The organism is Streptomyces sp. NPDC048659 (genome assembly GCF_040650575.1).
GTDB lineage: Bacteria > Actinomycetota > Actinomycetes > Streptomycetales > Streptomycetaceae > Streptomyces.
Map to the genome: position 1 here is coordinate 81,088 of NZ_JBEZHM010000023.1, position 17,144 is coordinate 98,231.

17 protein-coding genes are annotated in these 17,144 nt (G+C 73.6%); 5 read left to right on the plus strand and 12 right to left on the minus strand.

Annotated features, from left to right (window positions below; all coding sequences use genetic code 11):
- Window positions 1-12: 12 nt before the first annotated feature.
- Window positions 13-942 carry an ROK family protein gene (locus AB0C99_RS19435; RefSeq protein WP_362476412.1) on the minus strand — a complete coding sequence of 310 codons (930 nt, stop codon included), beginning with the start codon at window positions 940-942 and terminating at the stop codon, window positions 13-15.
- A 188-nt stretch (window positions 943-1,130) separates the two neighbouring features.
- Between AB0C99_RS19435 and AB0C99_RS19440 the strand changes: the two genes are divergently transcribed.
- Window positions 1,131-2,156 (plus strand): LacI family DNA-binding transcriptional regulator, encoded by a 1,026-nt coding sequence (locus AB0C99_RS19440; RefSeq protein ID WP_362476414.1) that lies wholly within the window; start codon window positions 1,131-1,133, stop codon window positions 2,154-2,156.
- A 21-nt stretch (window positions 2,157-2,177) separates the two neighbouring features.
- Here AB0C99_RS19440 and AB0C99_RS19445 read toward each other — a convergent pair whose 3' ends face one another.
- The 6 genes from AB0C99_RS19445 to AB0C99_RS19470 form a co-directional block, all read right to left on the minus strand.
- Window positions 2,178-3,911 (minus strand): serine/threonine-protein kinase, encoded by a 1,734-nt coding sequence (locus AB0C99_RS19445; protein ID WP_362476416.1) that lies wholly within the window; start codon window positions 3,909-3,911, stop codon window positions 2,178-2,180.
- Window positions 3,912-4,007: 96 nt separating this feature from the next.
- Window positions 4,008-5,297 (minus strand): aldolase/citrate lyase family protein, encoded by a 1,290-nt coding sequence (locus tag AB0C99_RS19450; RefSeq protein WP_362476418.1) that lies wholly within the window; start codon window positions 5,295-5,297, stop codon window positions 4,008-4,010.
- Window positions 5,298-5,457: 160 nt separating this feature from the next.
- On the minus strand, window positions 5,458-6,420 hold the full coding sequence (locus AB0C99_RS19455) for an electron transfer flavoprotein subunit alpha/FixB family protein (RefSeq protein ID WP_362476420.1): 963 nt from the start codon (window positions 6,418-6,420) through the stop codon (window positions 5,458-5,460).
- 66 nt (window positions 6,421-6,486) lie between these two features.
- On the minus strand, window positions 6,487-7,272 hold the full coding sequence (locus AB0C99_RS19460) for an electron transfer flavoprotein subunit beta/FixA family protein (protein ID WP_362476422.1): 786 nt from the start codon (window positions 7,270-7,272) through the stop codon (window positions 6,487-6,489).
- A 208-nt stretch (window positions 7,273-7,480) separates the two neighbouring features.
- Window positions 7,481-8,014 carry a flavin reductase family protein gene (locus AB0C99_RS19465; RefSeq protein ID WP_362476424.1) on the minus strand — a complete coding sequence of 178 codons (534 nt, stop codon included), beginning with the start codon at window positions 8,012-8,014 and terminating at the stop codon, window positions 7,481-7,483.
- Between the two features lie 221 nt (window positions 8,015-8,235).
- The gene (locus AB0C99_RS19470; protein ID WP_362476426.1) at window positions 8,236-8,547 is read right to left on the minus strand and encodes a thioredoxin family protein; all 312 of its coding nucleotides are present in this window, start codon (window positions 8,545-8,547) and stop codon (window positions 8,236-8,238) included.
- Between the two features lie 221 nt (window positions 8,548-8,768).
- Here AB0C99_RS19470 and AB0C99_RS19475 point away from each other — a divergent pair, with 221 nt between their 5' ends.
- On the plus strand, window positions 8,769-9,494 hold the full coding sequence (locus AB0C99_RS19475; protein WP_362476428.1) for a lysophospholipid acyltransferase family protein: 726 nt from the start codon (window positions 8,769-8,771) through the stop codon (window positions 9,492-9,494).
- Window positions 9,495-9,527: 33 nt separating this feature from the next.
- On the opposite strand, the gene AB0C99_RS19480 is transcribed toward AB0C99_RS19475, so the two are convergent.
- From AB0C99_RS19480 to AB0C99_RS19495, 4 genes are all read right to left on the minus strand, one after another.
- The gene (locus AB0C99_RS19480; protein WP_362476430.1) at window positions 9,528-10,220 is read right to left on the minus strand and encodes a phenylalanine--tRNA ligase beta subunit-related protein; all 693 of its coding nucleotides are present in this window, start codon (window positions 10,218-10,220) and stop codon (window positions 9,528-9,530) included.
- A 172-nt stretch (window positions 10,221-10,392) separates the two neighbouring features.
- The gene (locus AB0C99_RS19485; RefSeq protein WP_362476471.1) at window positions 10,393-11,472 is read right to left on the minus strand and encodes a low specificity L-threonine aldolase; all 1,080 of its coding nucleotides are present in this window, start codon (window positions 11,470-11,472) and stop codon (window positions 10,393-10,395) included.
- A complete protein-coding gene (locus AB0C99_RS19490) occupies window positions 11,469-12,230 on the minus strand; it encodes an SDR family oxidoreductase (protein WP_362476473.1) in 762 nt (253 codons plus the stop codon). Before AB0C99_RS19490 ends, AB0C99_RS19485 begins: the two co-directional genes overlap by 4 nt.
- Window positions 12,231-12,256: 26 nt before the next feature.
- Window positions 12,257-13,663 carry a DUF6421 family protein gene (locus tag AB0C99_RS19495; protein WP_362476432.1) on the minus strand — a complete coding sequence of 469 codons (1,407 nt, stop codon included), beginning with the start codon at window positions 13,661-13,663 and terminating at the stop codon, window positions 12,257-12,259.
- Window positions 13,664-13,933: 270 nt separating this feature from the next.
- Here AB0C99_RS19495 and AB0C99_RS19500 point away from each other — a divergent pair, with 270 nt between their 5' ends.
- Complete coding sequence (locus tag AB0C99_RS19500; RefSeq protein WP_362476433.1) at window positions 13,934-14,617, plus strand: glycerophosphodiester phosphodiesterase family protein; 684 nt, start codon at window positions 13,934-13,936, stop codon at window positions 14,615-14,617.
- A 2-nt stretch (window positions 14,618-14,619) separates the two neighbouring features.
- On the opposite strand, the gene AB0C99_RS19505 is transcribed toward AB0C99_RS19500, so the two are convergent.
- Window positions 14,620-15,171: a GNAT family N-acetyltransferase gene (locus tag AB0C99_RS19505; protein WP_362476435.1), complete on the minus strand. Its 552-nt coding sequence runs from the start codon at window positions 15,169-15,171 to the stop codon at window positions 14,620-14,622.
- Window positions 15,172-15,352: 181 nt separating this feature from the next.
- Here AB0C99_RS19505 and AB0C99_RS19510 point away from each other — a divergent pair, with 181 nt between their 5' ends.
- Complete coding sequence (locus AB0C99_RS19510; protein ID WP_362476437.1) at window positions 15,353-15,925, plus strand: DUF5134 domain-containing protein; 573 nt, start codon at window positions 15,353-15,355, stop codon at window positions 15,923-15,925.
- Between the two features lie 84 nt (window positions 15,926-16,009).
- Window positions 16,010-16,948 (plus strand): M56 family metallopeptidase, encoded by a 939-nt coding sequence (locus tag AB0C99_RS19515; RefSeq protein WP_362476438.1) that lies wholly within the window; start codon window positions 16,010-16,012, stop codon window positions 16,946-16,948.
- The last annotated feature ends 196 nt before the right edge of the window (window positions 16,949-17,144 follow it).

The window sequence follows — 17,144 nt, forward strand, 5'->3', positions numbered from 1 at the left end:
CCCGTCCCCGGGTCAGTCCTCCGGGAAGGCCGCCGCCGCCGCGCCGAGGAGTCCGGCGTCGGTGCCGGTGAGGGCGGGGACGACGGTGAGGCCCTGGACGAACGACAGGGTGGCGTACGAGCGCAGGCTGCGGCGCAGCGGCGCGAACAGCACCTCGCCCGCGCCCGCGACGCCGCCGCCGACGACGGCGATGTCCACCTCGACCAGGCTGGCGGTGGCGGCGATCCCGGCGGCCAGCGCCTGCGCCGCGCGCTCGAAGGAGGCCACGGCCACGGGGTCGCCCGCCGCCGCCGAGGCGGCCACCGCGGCGGCCGTGACGTCGCCGTCGGGGCCGGGCCGCCACCCCTCGGCGAGGGCGCGCCAGGCCAGGTGCGGCCCGCTGGCGATCCGCTCGACGCAGCCGCGCCCGCCGCAGGCGCACGGCTCGCCGTCGAGGTCGACGCTGATGTGGCCGATGTGCCCGGCGTTGCCGGTGGGCCCGGTGTGGAGCCGGCCGCCCAGGACGAGCCCGCCGCCCACACCCGTGGAGACCACGAGGCACAGGGCGTTGTCATGGCCCCGGGCGGCGCCCAGCCAGTGCTCGGCGGCGGTCATCGCGACCCCGTCGCCGATCAGGACGACGGGCAGTCCGCCCACCGCCCGCCGCACCCGCTCGACGACCGGGAAGCCCCGCCAGCCGGGCACGTTGACGGGGCTGACGGTGCCCGCGGAGGCGTCTACGGGGCCCGCGCTCCCGATCCCGACGGCACGGACCGCGCCCCAGGACGCCGACCGCGCCAGCTCCTCGACGACCCCGGACACGGCGGCCATGACCGTCTCGCCGTCCTCCCGCGCGGGCGTGGCCCGCTGCGCGCGCACGAGGATCCGGCCGGCTCGGTCGACCAGCGCACCGGCGATCTTGGTACCGCCGATGTCGAGGGCGACGACGAGGTCAGTGCTCATGGGCTCCGGATCTCCGTGGGGCGGTGAGAACGACAAGGACAGGATGGACGGGAAGGACGGGACAGACGATGAGGAAGGTGACTGTGACCTACAGTCTTCCCACCGCTGACAACGTTGTCCAGGCCCTATGCTCGACAGCAACGAGATCGAGACGCCGATCCCCCGCCCCGACGAAGGAACCGCGCACCGTGGCCGACACCGCCCGCCGCCCCGAGCACCGATACGGCAATCGGCCCACCATGAAGGACGTGGCCGCCCGCGCGGGTGTCGGCCTCAAGACGGTCTCCCGCGTGGTCAACGGCGAGCCGGGCGTCACCCCCGACACCGAGCGGCGGGTCCAGGAGGCGATCGACTCCCTGGGCTTCCGCCGCAACGACAGCGCGCGCGTGCTCCGCAAGGGCCGCACGGCGTCGGTCGGCCTGGTCCTGGAGGACCTGGCCGACCCGTTCTACGGCCCGCTGAGCCGCGCGGTCGAGGAGGTCGCCCGCGCGCACGGCGCCCTGCTCATCAACGGCTCCAGCGCCGAGGACCCGGAGCGCGAGCAGGAGCTGGCCCTGGCGCTCTGCGCGCGCCGCGTGGACGGACTGATCGTCATCCCGGCGGGCTCCGACCACCGTTATCTGGAGCCGGAGATCCAGGCGGGCGTCGCCACGGTCTTCGTGGACCGTCCGGCGGGCCGCATCGACGCGGACGTCGTCCTCTCGGACAGCTACGGCGGCGCGCGCGAGGGCGTGGCGCACCTCATCGCGCACGGCCACCGCCGCATCGGCTTCGTCGGCGACCGCCCCCGCATCCACACCGCCACCGAGCGCCTGCGCGGCTACCGGGCGGCGATGGAGGACGCGGGCCTGGAGGTGGCCGACAGCTGGGTCTCCCTCGGCCCGACCGACCCGGAGCGGGTCGCCGGGACCGTACGCGCGATGCTGTCGGGTCCCGACCCGGTCACGGCCCTGTTCGCGGGCAACAACCGCGTGACCGTGACGGCGGTCCGCGTGCTGGCGGAGCACGCGGCGCCGGTCGCCCTGGTCGGCTTCGACGACATCGAGCTGGCGGACCTGCTCGGCATCACGGTCATCGCCCAGGACGCGGCGGCCCTGGGCCGCACGGCGGCCGAGCGCCTGTTCCGCCGCCTGGACGGCGTCGAGGAGCCCCCCACGACCACGGTCCTGCCGACCAGGCTCATCCCCCGGGGCTCGGGCGAGCTCGCCCCCTGACTCCGGGGGTCCCGGTGCGGGCTAGCAGACGCGCAGCCCGTCGACGGGCCCGCCGCCCGCGCCGCCCCTCAGGTGCAGGACGCTGACGTACACGTTGGTGTTGCCGCTGTCGTCGTCGGTCCGGGCCCACCAGCGGCTGCTCTGCCCGCCGTAGCTCTCGCTGTGGTCGAGGTCGACCTGGCAGTAGAAGACGTGCGGTCCCGCCCCCAGGGAGCCCATCTCCCCGCCGTCGTACCGCTTGGTGACGGCGCTCCGCACGACCTGGCAGGTCGCCGAACTCCCCGAGGCCGCGCACCCGGAGACGGCGGGAGGCGGCGCGGCGGTCGTGGTGGCGGCGGTGGCCCCGCCGCTGGGCCGGGCGCCGGAGGTGGCCGCACCGGCGCCTCCCTTGCGCGGGGTGGCGGAGGCGCCCCGCGAGGACGGCACGGCGCCCGGCTCCGAGGGCCGTCCGGCCTCCGTGGCGGCACCGGCGCCGGGCGAGGCGCTCTCCCCGGGCCCGGGGGTACGGGCGGCGGCGGTGCCGGTGGTGGGGCCGCCGTCCGCCGGCTCGCCCCCGTCCAGCACGTGCCCGGGATCGCCGGTGCCGCCCCCGGCCGGGCGCTCGCCCGCGACGGCGGTCCCGCCGGTGTCCCGCTCCATCACGGCGTACGTGACACCTCCCCCGACGAGCACCACCCCGGCCACGGCGGCGGCGACCAGCCCCCGGGCACGCCGACGCGGCGGGGGCGACGAAGGCGGCGGCACGGGCGGCCCGAAACCGGGACCGACGACAGGGGAGGGCGGTACGGGGACGGGGACGGGCGCAGGTACTAGCACCGGCGCAGGCACATGAGCAGGCACAACAGGTAGAGGAGCAGGCACGGGAGCGGGCGTGGCGACCGCGGCGGCGGCGGCCCCCTCCGCTCCCGGGGCCCCCGCGTCCCCCCGCGCCACCGCCCCCAGCAGCAGCGCCGCCTCCCGCGCCCCCGGCCGCTCCGCCGGGTCCTTGGCGAGGAGCCGGAGCAGGGCGGGGGCGAGCGGGCCGGAGCGTACGGGTTCGGGGAGCGGGTCGGTGACGATGGCGGCGAGGGTGGACCAGGTGGAGGTGCGCCGGAACGGCACCGCGCCCTCGACGGCGGCGAACAGGGTGGCGCCGAGCGCCCACACGTCGGCGGCGGGTGCGGGCGCGGCGCCCCGGGCGCGTTCCGGGGAGAGGTAGTCGAGGGAGCCGACGATCTCGCCGCTGCGGGTGAGCCGGGCGGCGGTCCCGTCGGCGGGGTCCTCGATGGTGGCGATGCCGAAGTCGGTGAGGAGGACCCGCCCCGAGCGGTCGAGCAGGATGTTGCCGGGCTTCACGTCCCGGTGCAGCACCCCGGCCTCGTGCGCGGCGGCGAGCGCCTCCAGGACGCGGGCGCCGATCCGGGCGGCCTCGACGGGGTCCAGGGGTCCTTCGGCGGCGAGGAGGTCGTCGAGGGAGGGCCCGTCGACGAGCTCCATGACGATGACGGGGCGCCCCTCGTGCTCGGTCACGTCGTGGACGGCGACGACTCCGGGGTGGCGGACCCGGGCGGCGGCGCGGGCCTCGCGCCGCATCCGCTGGCGCATGGCGTCGAGTTCGGGCGCCGCCGTGTCGGTGTAGGTGCGCAGTTCCTTGACGGCGACCTCGCGGCCGAGGATCTCGTCGACGGCCTGCCAGACGACTCCCATGCCGCCGCGGCCGAGTCTGCGCACGATGCGGTAGCGGCCCGCGAGCCGCCCGTTCTCCCCCGATGACACCGCTGCCCCGTTCCCCGTCCGGACTCATGAACCAAAAAATCATGAACACGCACAGAGTACGGGGCAGTTGGCGCGAAAACGACGTTTACCGGGAGGTCACTGCGCCTGGGCGGTCAGATCGCCGCGCCGGGGGGCGGAGAACCGGTCGAGGTCCGCGCGGGTGAGCCCGGTGAGGGCGTCGACCTCGGCGGTGTCGAGGGCGCCGCAGTCGATGCCGCGCAGCAGGTAGGAGGAGAGCGCCTTGGCGGTGGCGGGCTCGTCCATGACGTCGCCGCCCGCGTGGTTGGCGTAGGCGGACAGGCGCTTGGCGGCGGCCTGGAAGCCCTCGCGGTAGAAGGCGAAGACGGCGGCGTAGCGGGTGGGGATGTGCCCCGGGTGCATGTCCCAGCCCTGGTAGTAGGCGCGGGCGAGGGCGCGGCGGGTGAGCCCGTAGTGGAGCTTCCACGCCTCGTGGACGTGGGCGGTGGAGCCGACCGGGAGGACGTTGGTGGAGCCGTCGGAGACGCGGACGCCGGTGCCGGCTGCGGCGACCTGCATGATCGCCTTGGCGTGGTCGGCGGCGGGGTGGTCGCTGGCCTGGTAGGCGGCGGAGACGCCGAGGCAGGCGCTGTAGTCGAAGGTGCCGTAGTGGAGGCCGGTGGCGCGGCCCTCGGCGGCGTCGATCATCCGGGCGACGGCGGCGGTGCCGTCGGCGGCGAGGATGGACTGGCTGGTCTCGATCTGGATCTCGAAGCCGAGCCGGCCCTCGTCGAGGCCGTGGGCCTTCTCGAAGGCTTCGAGGAGCCGGACGAAGGCGGTGACCTGCTCGGGGTAGGTGACCTTGGGGAGGGTGAGGACGAGCCCGTCGGGCAGGCCGCCGTTCTCCATGAGGCCGGTGAGGAAGACGTCGGTGGTGCGGATGCCCCGGTCGCGTACGGCGGACTCCATGCACTTCATCCGGATGCCCATGTACGGGGCGGCGCTGAGGTCCGCGTACGCCTCGGTGATGATCCGCGCGGCGCGGGCGGCGTCGTGGTCCTCGTCGGTGCCCCCGTAGCCGTCCTCGAAGTCGACCCGGAGGTCCTCGACGGGCTCGCGCTCCAGCTTGGCGCGGACGCGGCCGTACACGTCCTCGGCGAGCTCGTCGGAGAGGCCGAGGACGCCGGCGAAGGTGGCGGCGTCGGGGGCGTGCTCGTCGAGGGCGGCGAGGGCCTGGTCGCCCCAGGAGCGGATCGTCCCGGCGTCGAAGACGTTGCCGGGTACGTAGACGGTGTGGACGGGCTGACGGGTGCCGGGGTCTCCCGGGTAGCGCCGGTCCAGCTCGGCGTCGACCGTGGCGAGGGAGGCGCTGATCTCCTCGCTGACCGCGCCCGCGAGGCTCGTCGACACCTTCTCCTGCTGACCCATCCCAGATCCTCCTGTTTTCCGCTGCACGGAATCAACAATCCGTATAGCGAAGTTAATGTCCCGGCCGGACCCGCGTCAATGGCTGTCCGAAACGACCGGGGGCCGCGCGGTGAAGATCACCACGCGGCCCCCGGACCGCAGAAGAACCGCAGGTCAGCCCTTAGCCCTTGCGGGCCTTGACCTCGTCGGTCAGCTGCGGCACGACGTCGAACAGGTCGCCGACGACGCCGTAGTCGACCAGGTCGAAGATCGGGGCCTCGGCGTCCTTGTTGATGGCCACGATGGTCTTCGAGGTCTGCATGCCCGCGCGGTGCTGGATCGCGCCGGAGATGCCGGAGGCGATGTACAGCTGCGGCGAGACCGACTTGCCGGTCTGGCCGACCTGGCTGGAGTGCGGGTACCAGCCGGCGTCGACGGCGGCGCGGGAGGCGCCGACGGCGGCACCGAGGGAGTCGGCGAGCGCCTCGATGATCGCGAAGTTCTCGGCGCCGTTGACGCCACGGCCGCCGGAGACCACGATCGCGGCCTCGGTCAGCTCCGGGCGGCCGGTCGACTCGCGCGGGGTGCGGGCGACGACCTTGGTGCCGGTGGCCTGCGCCGAGAAGGAGACCGCGAGGGCCTCGACGGCGCCGGCGGCGGGGGCGGCCTCGACGGCGGCCGAGTTCGGCTTGACCGTGATGACCGGGGTGCCCTTGGAGACGCGGGACTTGGTGGTGAAGGAGGCGGCGAACGCGGACTGCGTCGCGACCGGACCCTCGTCACCGGCCTCCAGGTCCACGGCGTCGGTGATGATGCCGGAGCCGATGCGGACGGCGAGGCGGGCCGCGATCTCCTTGCCCTCGGCGGAGGACGGGACGAGCACGGCGGCCGGGGACACGGCCTCGTAGGCGGCCTGGAGCGCGTCGACCTTCGGGACGACGAGGTACTCGCCGAACTCGGGGGCGTCGGCGGTGAGGACCTTCACGGCGCCGTGCTCGGCGAGGGCCGCGGCGGTGTCGGCGGCGCCGTTGCCGAGCGCGACGGCGACGGGCTCGCCGAGGCGGCGGGCCAGCGTGAGCAGCTCCAGGGTGGGCTTGCGGACGGCTCCGTCGACGTGGTCGACGTAGACGAGAATCTCAGCCATGGGACTTCAATCTCCTGCGGAAGAAACGGGGACGGCCTGAGGGGTCGGCGCGGGGCGCCCGGGCCCCTAGATGAACTTCTGGCTCGCGAGGAACTCCGCGAGCTGCTTGCCGCCCTCGCCCTCGTCCTTGACGATCGTGCCCGCGGTGCGCGCCGGGCGCTCGTCCGCCGAGTCGACCTTGGTCCAGGAGCCCTCCAGGCCGACCTCGTCCGCCTCGATGTCCAGGTCGGACAGGTCCAGGGACTCCACCGGCTTCTTCTTGGCGGCCATGATGCCCTTGAAGGAGGGGTAGCGCGCCTCGCCCGACTGGTCGGTCACGGAGACCACGGCGGGGAGGGACGCCTCCAGCTGCTCGGAGGCGGTGTCGCCGTCGCGGCGGCCCTTGACGGTGCCGTCCTCGACGGAGACCTCGGAGAGCAGGGTGACCTGCGGGACACCGAGGCGCTCGGCCAGGATGGCGGGCAGGACGCCCATGGTGCCGTCGGTGGAGGCCATGCCCGCGATGACGAGGTCGTAGCCGGTCTTCTCGATCGCCTTGGCGAGCACCAGCGAGGTGCCCATGACGTCGGTGCCGTGCAGGTCGTCGTCCTCGACGTGGACGGCCTTGTCGGCGCCCATGGAGAGCGCCTTGCGCAGCGCGTCCTTGGCGTCCTCGGGGCCGACGGTCAGCACGGTGACCTCGGCGTCGTCGGCCTCTTCCGCGATCTGGAGCGCCTGCTCCACCGCGTACTCGTCCAGCTCGGACAGCAGGCCGTCGACGTCGTCGCGGTCGACGGTCAGGTCGTCCGCGAACTTCCGGTCGCCGGTGGCGTCCGGCACGTACTTCACACAGACAACGATCCTCAAGCTCACGCCGGCTCTCCTACTGCATCGTCATAACGGGCTGCCTTGTTGCTCGCAGCATAGGCGCCTGAAGGGCGGGGTTCCGGTCGGGGATCCGGACGCCGCCGAACGCCCCGACCGAAATATTACTCGCCAGTACACCCAGTTCGTTACAAGTAAGCAAGCGCTCAGCCGTGTGACCTTGCCAACGCGGCCCGACCGGCCCGCGCGGGAACTCTCAGTCGCGCAGCGCGTTGAAGCGACCCTGGTGGTAGAGGAGCGGACGGCCGCCCCCGGCCGGGTCGCCCGCGATCGCCTCGGCTATCACGATCCGGTGGTCCCCGGCGGGGACCCGGGCCACCACCCGGCACACCAGCCAGGCCAGCACGCCGTCCAGCACCGGCACGCCCTCGGGGCCGCGGCTCCACCGGGTGGGAGCCCCGAACCGGTCGGCGCCGCTGCGGGCGAAGGTCGCGGCGAGCTCCGCCTGATGCTCGCCGAGTATGTGGACGCCGATGTGCTCGGCCTCGGCCACCACGGGCCAGCTGGAGGAGCCGGTGCCCACGCCGAAGGAGATCAGCGGCGGCTCGGCGGCGACGGAGTTGAGCGAGGTGGCCGTGAAGCCGACCGGGCGCTCGCCGTGCGCGGTGATCACCGCGACACCGGCGGCGTGCTGCCGGAAGACGGAACGGAGCAGGTCGGGAGAGGCGGGCCTGGGTGCACCGAAGGCGGGAAACGTCGGGAGCGTGCGGAGCTCGGGCGAGACCGTCATGGAATTGTCCTTCTGCGAGGGCGGCGTGAGAGGAGTCGCGGGGTGGTCAGACACCCGGACAGCGCGCGCTCGAGTTGCGGGCCAGGTCCACATGGGCCCGCCCGTAGAGAAGGAGTTCTGGGGGCACTACGCCAGACTGACGATCGTTGCCGCGTGCAGTCAAGTGCGTACCGCGATGTGGGAGATGTGTCACCGCGTCAGGGACGGCGCCGCACACCCCGTCAGACCGCCCGGCCCAGCGCGGCGATGACGTCGGCCCGGCGGGGCTGCCCGGCGGCGCGCCGCACGATCCGCCCGGACCGGTCGAGGACGAGTACCGTGGGCGTACGGACGATGCCGAGCGCGCGCACCAGGTCCAGCCGCTCCTCGGCGTCGATCTCGACGTGTCCGACCCCCTCCACCATCGCGGCCACCTCCGCGAGGGTCCGGCGGGTGGCCCGGCAGGGCTGGCAGAAGGCGGTGGAGAACTGCACCAGGGTGGCCCGCTCCCCCAGCTCCGCGCCCAGCTCCTCGGCGCCCACGACATCGGTCATGTCCTCTGCTCCTCCTGTGGTCCTGCCAGGTGCAGCGTCCCAGGTAATCGAACGATTCCCGCCACGAGCACCCGGAGTGACGAGAATCTCCCCGTACGAAGCCACCTGGACTGGTCACGGGGGCCCACATGGGGCACGATCTGCCCAAAGCCGAAAACCTACGGCCGCGTAACTTCGCCGGGAGAACCCTCCCCAGGCACTGACGAAGGGGTTCTTCCCAGATGGCAGAGCTCGTCTATCGGCCGGTCATCGGCGCCGCACTCACCCTGTTCAAGGCGCTCGACCTGAAGATCGACACTCAGGGTTCGCAGCACATCCCCCGCGAGGGCGGGGCGGTGATCGTCAGCAACCACATCAGCTATCTGGACTTCATCTTCACCGGGCTGGCCGCGCTGCCGCAGAAGCGGCTGGTGCGCTTCATGGCCAAGGAGTCGGTCTTCCGGCACAAGGTCTCCGGCCCGCTGATGCGCGCCATGAAGCACATCCCGGTGGACCGCGCCCAGGGCGAGCACGCGTACGAGCACGCGCTGCGCTCGCTGCGCGCGGGCGAGCTCGTCGGCGTCTTCCCCGAGGCGACCATCTCCCCGTCGTTCACCCTGAAGAGCTTCAAGTCCGGCGCCGCGCGCCTGGCGCAGGAGGCCGGCGTCCCGCTGATCCCGGTGGCGCTCTGGGGCACCCAGCGGATCTGGACCAAGGGCCACCCGCGCAACTTCAAGCGCAGCCACATCCCGGTCACCATCCGCGTCGGCGAGCCCCTGGAGGCCCCGGCCGACCAGTACGCGGGCGCCATCACCCGGCGGCTGCGCGAGCGCGTCCAGGAGCTGCTGGAGGCCGCTCAGCGGGCGTATCCGGTGCGCCCCAAGGACGCGGCCGACACCTGGTGGGTGCCCGCGCACCTCGGGGGCACGGCGCCGACCCCGGACGAGGTCAAGGCCGCCGAGAAGTAGTCCCGCGGCGGCCCCGGCCGCTCCGGTGAAACGTCACTCCGGGTCGCGGACCGTGATCCGTGCCCCGGGGCTGACCTTCTGCAGCGCCTCGGCGAGCTCCTCGCCGGCCGCGCGCAGCTCGTCGAGCGTCATCGGCACCAGCGACTCCAGCAGGAAGATCGCGTCGGTGGTGTCGTCCTCGATCCGGGTGCGCGGGCCCTGGCGCCAGTTCCAGCGGCGGCAGGTGACACCCGCCTCGTCGCACCAGATCACCTCGCCCGGCTCGGGGTGCTCGACGCTCTCCTCGCCGCCCGCGACGGTGACGAACTCCTCCTCGCCGGTGGCCCGGACGAGCCGCATGGAGCCCTGGATCTTGTTCAGGTCCTCGCCGCCGACCGGGATCAGGTGGGCCACGCTGACCGCGTTGTACGCGTCCACGAGCCGGTTGATCCGGGGCAGCCCGCCGTCCGCGAGCGCGCGCTTGGCCAGCGCCTCGGCGGAGTTGCGGGTACGGGAGGGCTTGGCGCCGAACGCGGAGTAGGCGGCGCGCCAGGCGGCCACGTGCGGGTCCTTGTCCGGGGCCTGCCCGTCGAGCCGCTCGGCGAGCCGGCGGGCGGCCTCGTCGAGCAGGGCCGAACTGGTCTCGTCGCTGGGTCCGTTGACGAGTCCGCGCGCCTCGACGGCGAGGTGGGTGAAGCCGGGTACGAGGGTGCGTACCTCGTCGGAGACGGTGAGCGTCAGGGTCATGGTCCGCCGTTCGGTGTTCCGGGTTTCAGAGCGTGCGGTCCAGCATAGAGCACCGGATAATCCACTTCACTGGACTTCCCGCCGGAAGCGCGGGGCATGACGGAACGGCCGGGCGGAAGTGCGTCACCTCCGCCCGGCCGTCGGCCTCGGGGCCCCTCGGGCCCGCGCGGGACTACCGCGCCATCTCTTCCTTCAGCGCCTGGAGGAAGGCGTCGACGTCGTCCTCCGTGGTGTCGAAGGAGCACATCCAGCGCACGTCGCCGGCCGCCTCGTCCCAGAAGTAGAAGCGGAACCGCTCCTGGAGCCGCCTGCTGACCTCGTGCGGCAGCCGCGCGAAGACCGCGTTGGCCTGGACCGGGTAGAGGATCTCCACCCCGTCCACGCCGCGCACGCCGGCCGCGAGGCGCCGGGCCATCGTGTTGGCGTGGCGGGCGTTGCGCAGCCACAGGTCCTTGGCGAGCAGCGCCTCCAGCTGGACGGAGACGAAGCGCATCTTGGAGGCGAGCTGCATGGACAGCTTGCGCAGGTGCTTCATGTGGCTGACGGCGTCGGGGTTGAGCACGACGACGGCCTCGCCGAACATCATCCCGTTCTTGGTGCCGCCGTACGAGATGACGTCCACGCCGGCCGCGCTGGTGAACGCGCGCATGGGCACGTCGAGCGAGGCGGCGGCGTTGGCTATCCGGGCGCCGTCGAGGTGGACCTTCATGCCCTTGGCGTGGGCGTGCTCGACGACGGCCTTGATCTCGTCCACGGTGTAGACGGTGCCCAGCTCGGTGTTCTGGGTGATCGAGACGACCTGGGGCATCGCCCGGTGCTCGTCCTCCCAGCCCCACGCCTGCCGGTCGATCAGCTCGGGGGTGAGCTTGCCGTCCGGGGTGGCCACGGTGAGCAGCTTGAGGCCGCCCATGCGCTCGGGGGCACCGCCCTCGTCCACGTTGATGTGCGCGGACTCGGCGCAGATCACCGCGCCCCAGCGGTCGGTGAGCGCCTGGAGCGCGGTCACGTTGGCCCCGGTCCCGTTGAAGACCGGGAACGCCTCGGCCGAGGGGCCGAAGTGGCTGTGCATGATCCGCTGGAGGTGGTCGGTGTACTGGTCCTCGCCGTAGGCGACCTGATGGCCGTCGTTGGCGAGGGCGATGGCCGCGAGGATCTCGGGGTGCACGCCGGCGTAGTTGTCGCTGGCGAAGCCCCGGACCGACGGGTCGTGGTGACGACGGGCGTCGGTCTTCGGGCCCAGGGCCGCGGTCACGGCTTGGGGGTCAGCCACAGGCGCTGTCCATTCACTTCCTGTGCGGGCCGGTCCCACAGTCCGGCGATGGCGTCGGCCAGGTCCTTGACGTCGGTGAAGCCCGCGAACTTCGCATTGGGGCGTTCGGCGCGCATGGCGTCGTGCACCAGTGCCTTGATCACCAGGATGGCAGCCGCGGCCTGGGCGCCGTCGTCGCCCCCCGCCTTGCGGAAGGAGTCGGCCATGGCGAGGGTCCACGCCTCGGCCGCCGCCTTGCCGGCGTTGTACGCGGCGTTGTTGGCGACCGGCTTGTGCGCGCCGACCTGGCTGATCAGGGCGTAGCGGCCGCGGCCGCCGCTGCGCAGCAGGCCGTCGTGGAAGGCGAGCGAGGTGTGCTGGACCGTGCGGATCAGGAGCTTCTCCAGGAAGTCCCAGTCCTTGAGGTCGGTCTCGACGAAGGACTGGCTGCCGCGCCAGCCGCCGACCAGGTGCACCAGGCCGTCGATCCGGCCGAATTCCTTCTCGGTCTTCTCGGCCCACTCCTTGGTCGCGGCCAGGTCGAGCAGGTCGACCGTGTCGCCGACGACCCGGGCGCCGCCGTGGGCGTAACGGGCGGCGTCGACGGCCTCCGCGAGGCGCGCCGGGTCGGCGTCGGAGGCGACGACGGTGGCGCCGGCCTCGGCGAGGCGGAGCAGGGTCGCCCGGCCGGCGGGGCCGGCCGCTCCGGCGACGGCGACGACGGCGCCGTCGAGGGGCCCACCGTTTCCGTTGGCGTTCATGGTCGCCGCCTCCTCGGTCTGCTCGGTCACGCGGCGGCCCGCGCGGGGTCCGAAGCGCTGGTGGCGGTGATGCCCTTGGTCGCGGCGATCACGCCCTTGAGCTTCTTGGCGAGGGCCTCATAGAACATGCTGAGCGGAAACTCGTCCGGAAGCACGTCGTCGACGAGCTTGCGGGGCGGCAGGCTCAGGTCGAGGGCGTCGGGGCCCTTGGCCCAGGTGGAGCCGGGGTGCGGGGCGAGGTAGGTGGAGACCAGCTCGTACGCCTTGAACCAGTGGACCAGCTTCGGGCGGTCGATGCCGTCGCGGTAGAGCTGCTCGATCTCGCCGCAGAGGCGGTTGGTGACCTCGGGGGCGCGCTGCCAGTCGATCTTCAGCGTGTTGTCGGTCCAGCGCACCACGTCGTGCTTGTGGAGGTACGCGAAGAGGAGCTGGCCGCCGAGACCGTCGTAGTTGCGGTTGCGGTCGCCGGAGAGCGGGAAGCGGAACATGCGGTCGAAGAGGACCGCGTACTGCACGTCGCGGCCGTGCTCGTTGCCCTCGCCCTCCAGCTTCACGGCCTCCTTGAAGGCGGTGAGGTCGCAGCGGAGCTCCTCCAGGCCGTACATCCAGAACGGCTGGCGCTGCTTGATCATGAAGGGGTCGAAGGGCAGGTCGCCGTGGCTGTGGGTGCGGTCGTGGACCATGTCCCACAGGACGAACGCCTTCTCGCAGCGGTCCTGGTCCTGGACCATGGCGGCGATGTCCTCGGGCAGCTCGATGCCCAGGGTGTCGACGGCGGCCTCGGTGACCTTGCGGAAGCGGGCGGCCTCGCGGTCGCAGAAGATGCCGCCCCAGCTGAAGCGCTCGGGGGCCTCGCGGACGGCGATGGTCTCCGGGAAGAGGACGGCCGAGTTGGTGTCGTACCCGGCGGTGAAGTCCTCGAAGGAGATGCCGCAGAACAGCGGGTTGTCGTAGCGGGTGGCCTCCAGCTCGGAGAGCCACTCGGGCCACACCATGCGCAGCACGACGGCCTCGAAGTTGCGGTCCGGGTTGCCGTTCTGCGTGTACATCGGGAAGAGCACCAGGTGCTGGAGCCCGTCCACGCGGTTGGCGGCCGGCTGGAAGGCGAGCAGCGCGTCGAGGAAGTCGGGGACCGCGAAGCCGCCCTCGGCCCACTTGCGCAGGTCGGCGACGAGCGCGCGGTGGTACTCCGCGTCGTGCGGGAGCAGCGGGGAGAGCGCTTCGACCGCGGCGACGACACGCGCGACGGTCCGCTCGGCGTGGGCGAGGGCGGGGGCGCCCTCGGCCCGGAAGTCGATGGAGCCGTCCGCGCTCTGCCAGGGGCGGAGCTCCTCCACGGCATTCTTGAGCTCGGGCCAGGCAGGGTGGTCGACCACGGGTGCGTCGGCGGATATCCCCCCACCGGTCACGTCCTGCACAAGAATTTCCGTCATGCCTCTTCCTCCACAGGAGAACCTCGCGTCAAGACACCGTAACCATCGACGCTTCCCGGCCACAAGAGGGGTATGGGAAATTCTCCTGTCAAACCCCCTGATCGACCGCTCTTTTTCCTGTCTCGTGGGGGTGACACCCGAGAAATGCGGCGTTCCGCCGGGTCACGGGTGAGCGGCGGCCCAGCGATTAGGCTGCCTCGGGCACCACTCCTCCGGGCGCGGCACTCCGCCGGGCGCGTAGCTCCGCCGGACAAGGGAAGCGAGAAGGTCTTGGGTTTCCTCACCATCGGTCACCGCGGGGTCATGGGCGTCGAGCCCGAGAACACCCTGCGCTCCTTCGTCCGGGCCGCGCGGGAGGGCCTGGACGTCATCGAGCTCGACCTGCACCTCAGCAAGGACGGCGCGCTGGTCGTCATGCACGACGCGGAGGTGGACCGCACCACCGACGGCAGCGGCCCGATCCACGAGAAGACCCTGGCGGAGCTGCGCGAGCTCGACGCGGGCTCGGGCGAGCGGGTGCCGGTCTTCGAGGAGGTCCTGGACGCGGTCGGCACGCCGCTCCAGGCGGAGATCAAGGACGTCGCGGCGGCGCGGACGCTCGCCGGGGTGTTCTCCGCGCGCGGGCTCGCGGACCGGGTCGAGGTGATCTCGTTCCACGACGAGGCCCTGGCCGAGACGCGCGCGCTACTCCCCGAGGTGCGCACGGCGCTGGTCGCCGGGCGGCGCCAGTCCGAGGTGGTGGAGCGGGCCCTGGCGGTGGGCGCCGGGGCGCTCGTCCTGGAGCTGCGCTTCCTCAGCCTGGACACCGTGCGGCGGGCCCACGCGGCGGGGCTGCGGGTCACCGCGTGGACGGTGAACACCGAGGACGAGCTGCGCCTCGCGTACGCGCTGGGGCTCGACGGGGTGACGACCGACGAGCCCGCGATCCGGGCCGCGGTCGCCCGCACCGCCTGAGGTCAGCCGAGCTGCTTCACCAGCAGCTCGAACTGCAGGTCGTCGCGCTGCGGCAGGCCGAAGCGCTCGTCGCCGTACGGGAAGGGGGTCATCCGGCCGGTGCGGCGGTAGCCGCGCCGCTCGTACCAGGCGATGAGCTCCTCGCGCACCGAGATGACGGTCATGTGCATCTCGGCCACGTCCCACAGCTCGCGCACCCGGCGCTCCGCCTCTGCGATGATCTGCCGGCCGAGGCCCGCGCCCTGGAGCTCCGGGCGGACCGCGAACATGCCGAAGTAGGCCGCGTCGCCGCGGTGTTCGAGCTGGCAGCAGGCGACGAGCTCGCCGTCGCGCTCGACCACCATCAGCCGGCTGCCGGGCGCGGTGATGACCGCCGCCACGCCCTCGGCGTCGGTCCGCTGGCCCTGGAGGATGTCCGCCTCGGTGGTCCAGCCGGTCCGGCTGGAGTCGCCCCGGTAGGCCGACTCGACGAGCGGCACGAGCGCCGGGACGTCGCCCGTCTCGGCGTCGCGGTAGGTGATCCGGCCGGTGTGCTGGGACGCGGCGGTGTCCATGTGTACGGGGCTCCCCTCGGGCGCTGACGATCGGCGGGCGCGATCACCCCGAGCCTAGCGCGCGCCCCGCACTCCCCCTCGTACACCTGTGCGCGCCCGTGCGCCCGCGTGCCCGGGAGGGGAGCCGGGCATCCCCTTACCCGGACGGGGAGGGTTCCCGGTCGGCGAGGAGGGGTCCCGTATGCATGGACCGGCGCTGTCCGGCTGGCTGCTCGTGGTGGTCTGCGCGGCCGGCGGGGCGTACTGCCTGCTGCGGATGCGCCGCAGCTCCGGGGAGGAGCGGCGGGCCGCGGGCGGCGAGGCGGTGATGGGCTTCGGGATGGCCGCGATGGCGCTGCCCGCCACGGTGGCGGCCCCGCCGGAGTGGGTGCTGCTGCTGTACGTGGCGGTCTTCGGCCTCGCGGCCCTGCCGGGCCTGTCCGGGGCGCTGCGGGGGGAGGGCCACCACGCGCACCACCTGGTGGGCTCGCTGGCGATGGTCTACATGGCGGTGGCGATGGTCGTGGCGCCCGGCGCGGGGGCGCACGCGGGGCACGGGGGCGCGGCGCCCGGCACCGGGGGCGTACCCCTGCTGACCGGGGCGCTGCTCGCCTACTTCGGGGCGTACGTGCTGCGGTCGGGCACCCGTCTGGTGCCGGTCGCGGTGCCCTCGGGCGCCGCCGGGGCGGGGCGGCCGGCCGCCGGTGCGGAGCTGACGCTGGTGTGCCGCCTGTCGATGGCCCTCGCGATGCTCGCGATGCTGCTCACGCTCTGACGGGCGGGCACGGCAAACGTGGCGTGCGTCACTTGATCGACGAGGGCATACCCCGGCGCGGTACCCGCTCCATAAGGTGGCGCCATGTTGGTCTCCCTCGCGCTGCTCGCGCTCGGCGTCCTGACCGCCGCCGTGGCCCCGCGGCTCCTGTCCCGGGCCGACTGGGCGGAGCGGGAACCCGTGGTGGCGCTGTGGGTGTGGCAGTGCGTCGTGGCGGCGGTGCTCGTCAGCTTCGCCCTGTCGATGACGTTCAGCGCCTCGGCCGCCTGGCAGGCGGTGCGCGGGCAGGTCTTCGCGCCCGCGCCGCACGCGGTGATCGAGGCGTACGAGCTGGGCGCCGGCGGTCCCTGGTCGGCGGCGCTGGCCGTGCTGCTCGCCGCCGCCGGGCTGTGGAGCGGGGCGATGCTGGGCCGCGAGATCGGCCTCGCCCGCGCCCGCCGGCGGCAGCGCCGCTGCGAACTGCTGGTGCGCGCCCCGCTGTTGCCCGGCGAGGAGGCCGCGGGCGGCGAGCGCCTGGTGATCCTGGAGGGCGAGCGGGCGGACGCCTGGTGGCTGCCGGGCGGGGCGCCGCGCCTGGTGATCACGACGGGGGCGCTGCGGCGGCTCAAGGGCCGGCAGCTCGACGCGGTCCTCGCGCACGAGCAGGGGCACGCCCGGGCGCGGCACGACTGGCTGCTGCACTGCTCGGGCGCGCTGGCCGAGGGTTTCCCGGGGGTGCCGGTCTTCGCGGCCTTCCGGGGCGAGATGCACCGGCTGGTGGAACTGGCGGCGGACGACGTGGCCTCGCGCCGCTTCGGGCGGCTGACGATCGCGCTCGCGCTGGTCGAACTCAACGAGGACCGGGGGGCGTTCGGCCGCGCGCCGGGCCCCGGGACGGGGCTCCCGCAGCGCGTCGACCGGCTGCTGGCCGCGGCGCCCCGGCTGACCGCCGCCCGCCGGCTGCGCCTGACGGCCGCGGCGGCGCTGGTGCCGGTGGTCCCGGTCCTGGTCGCCTTCGTACCGGCGCTGCGCGCGCTGAACTAGGCGCCGCGGCCCGCGGCCGGTCCCGCGCCCGGACCGGCGGTCTGGGGACCGCGCCCGGCTCGGCGGCCGACGCCCGGCCCCGCCCCGGAGGCCCGGCCCCGCCCCGGAAGCCCGGCCCCGAGCCCGGCCCGGACCCGACCCGCCGGGGTGGGGCCGGGCGCGGGGCGTGGTGGGGGCGTCGGGCAGGATCGGGGCC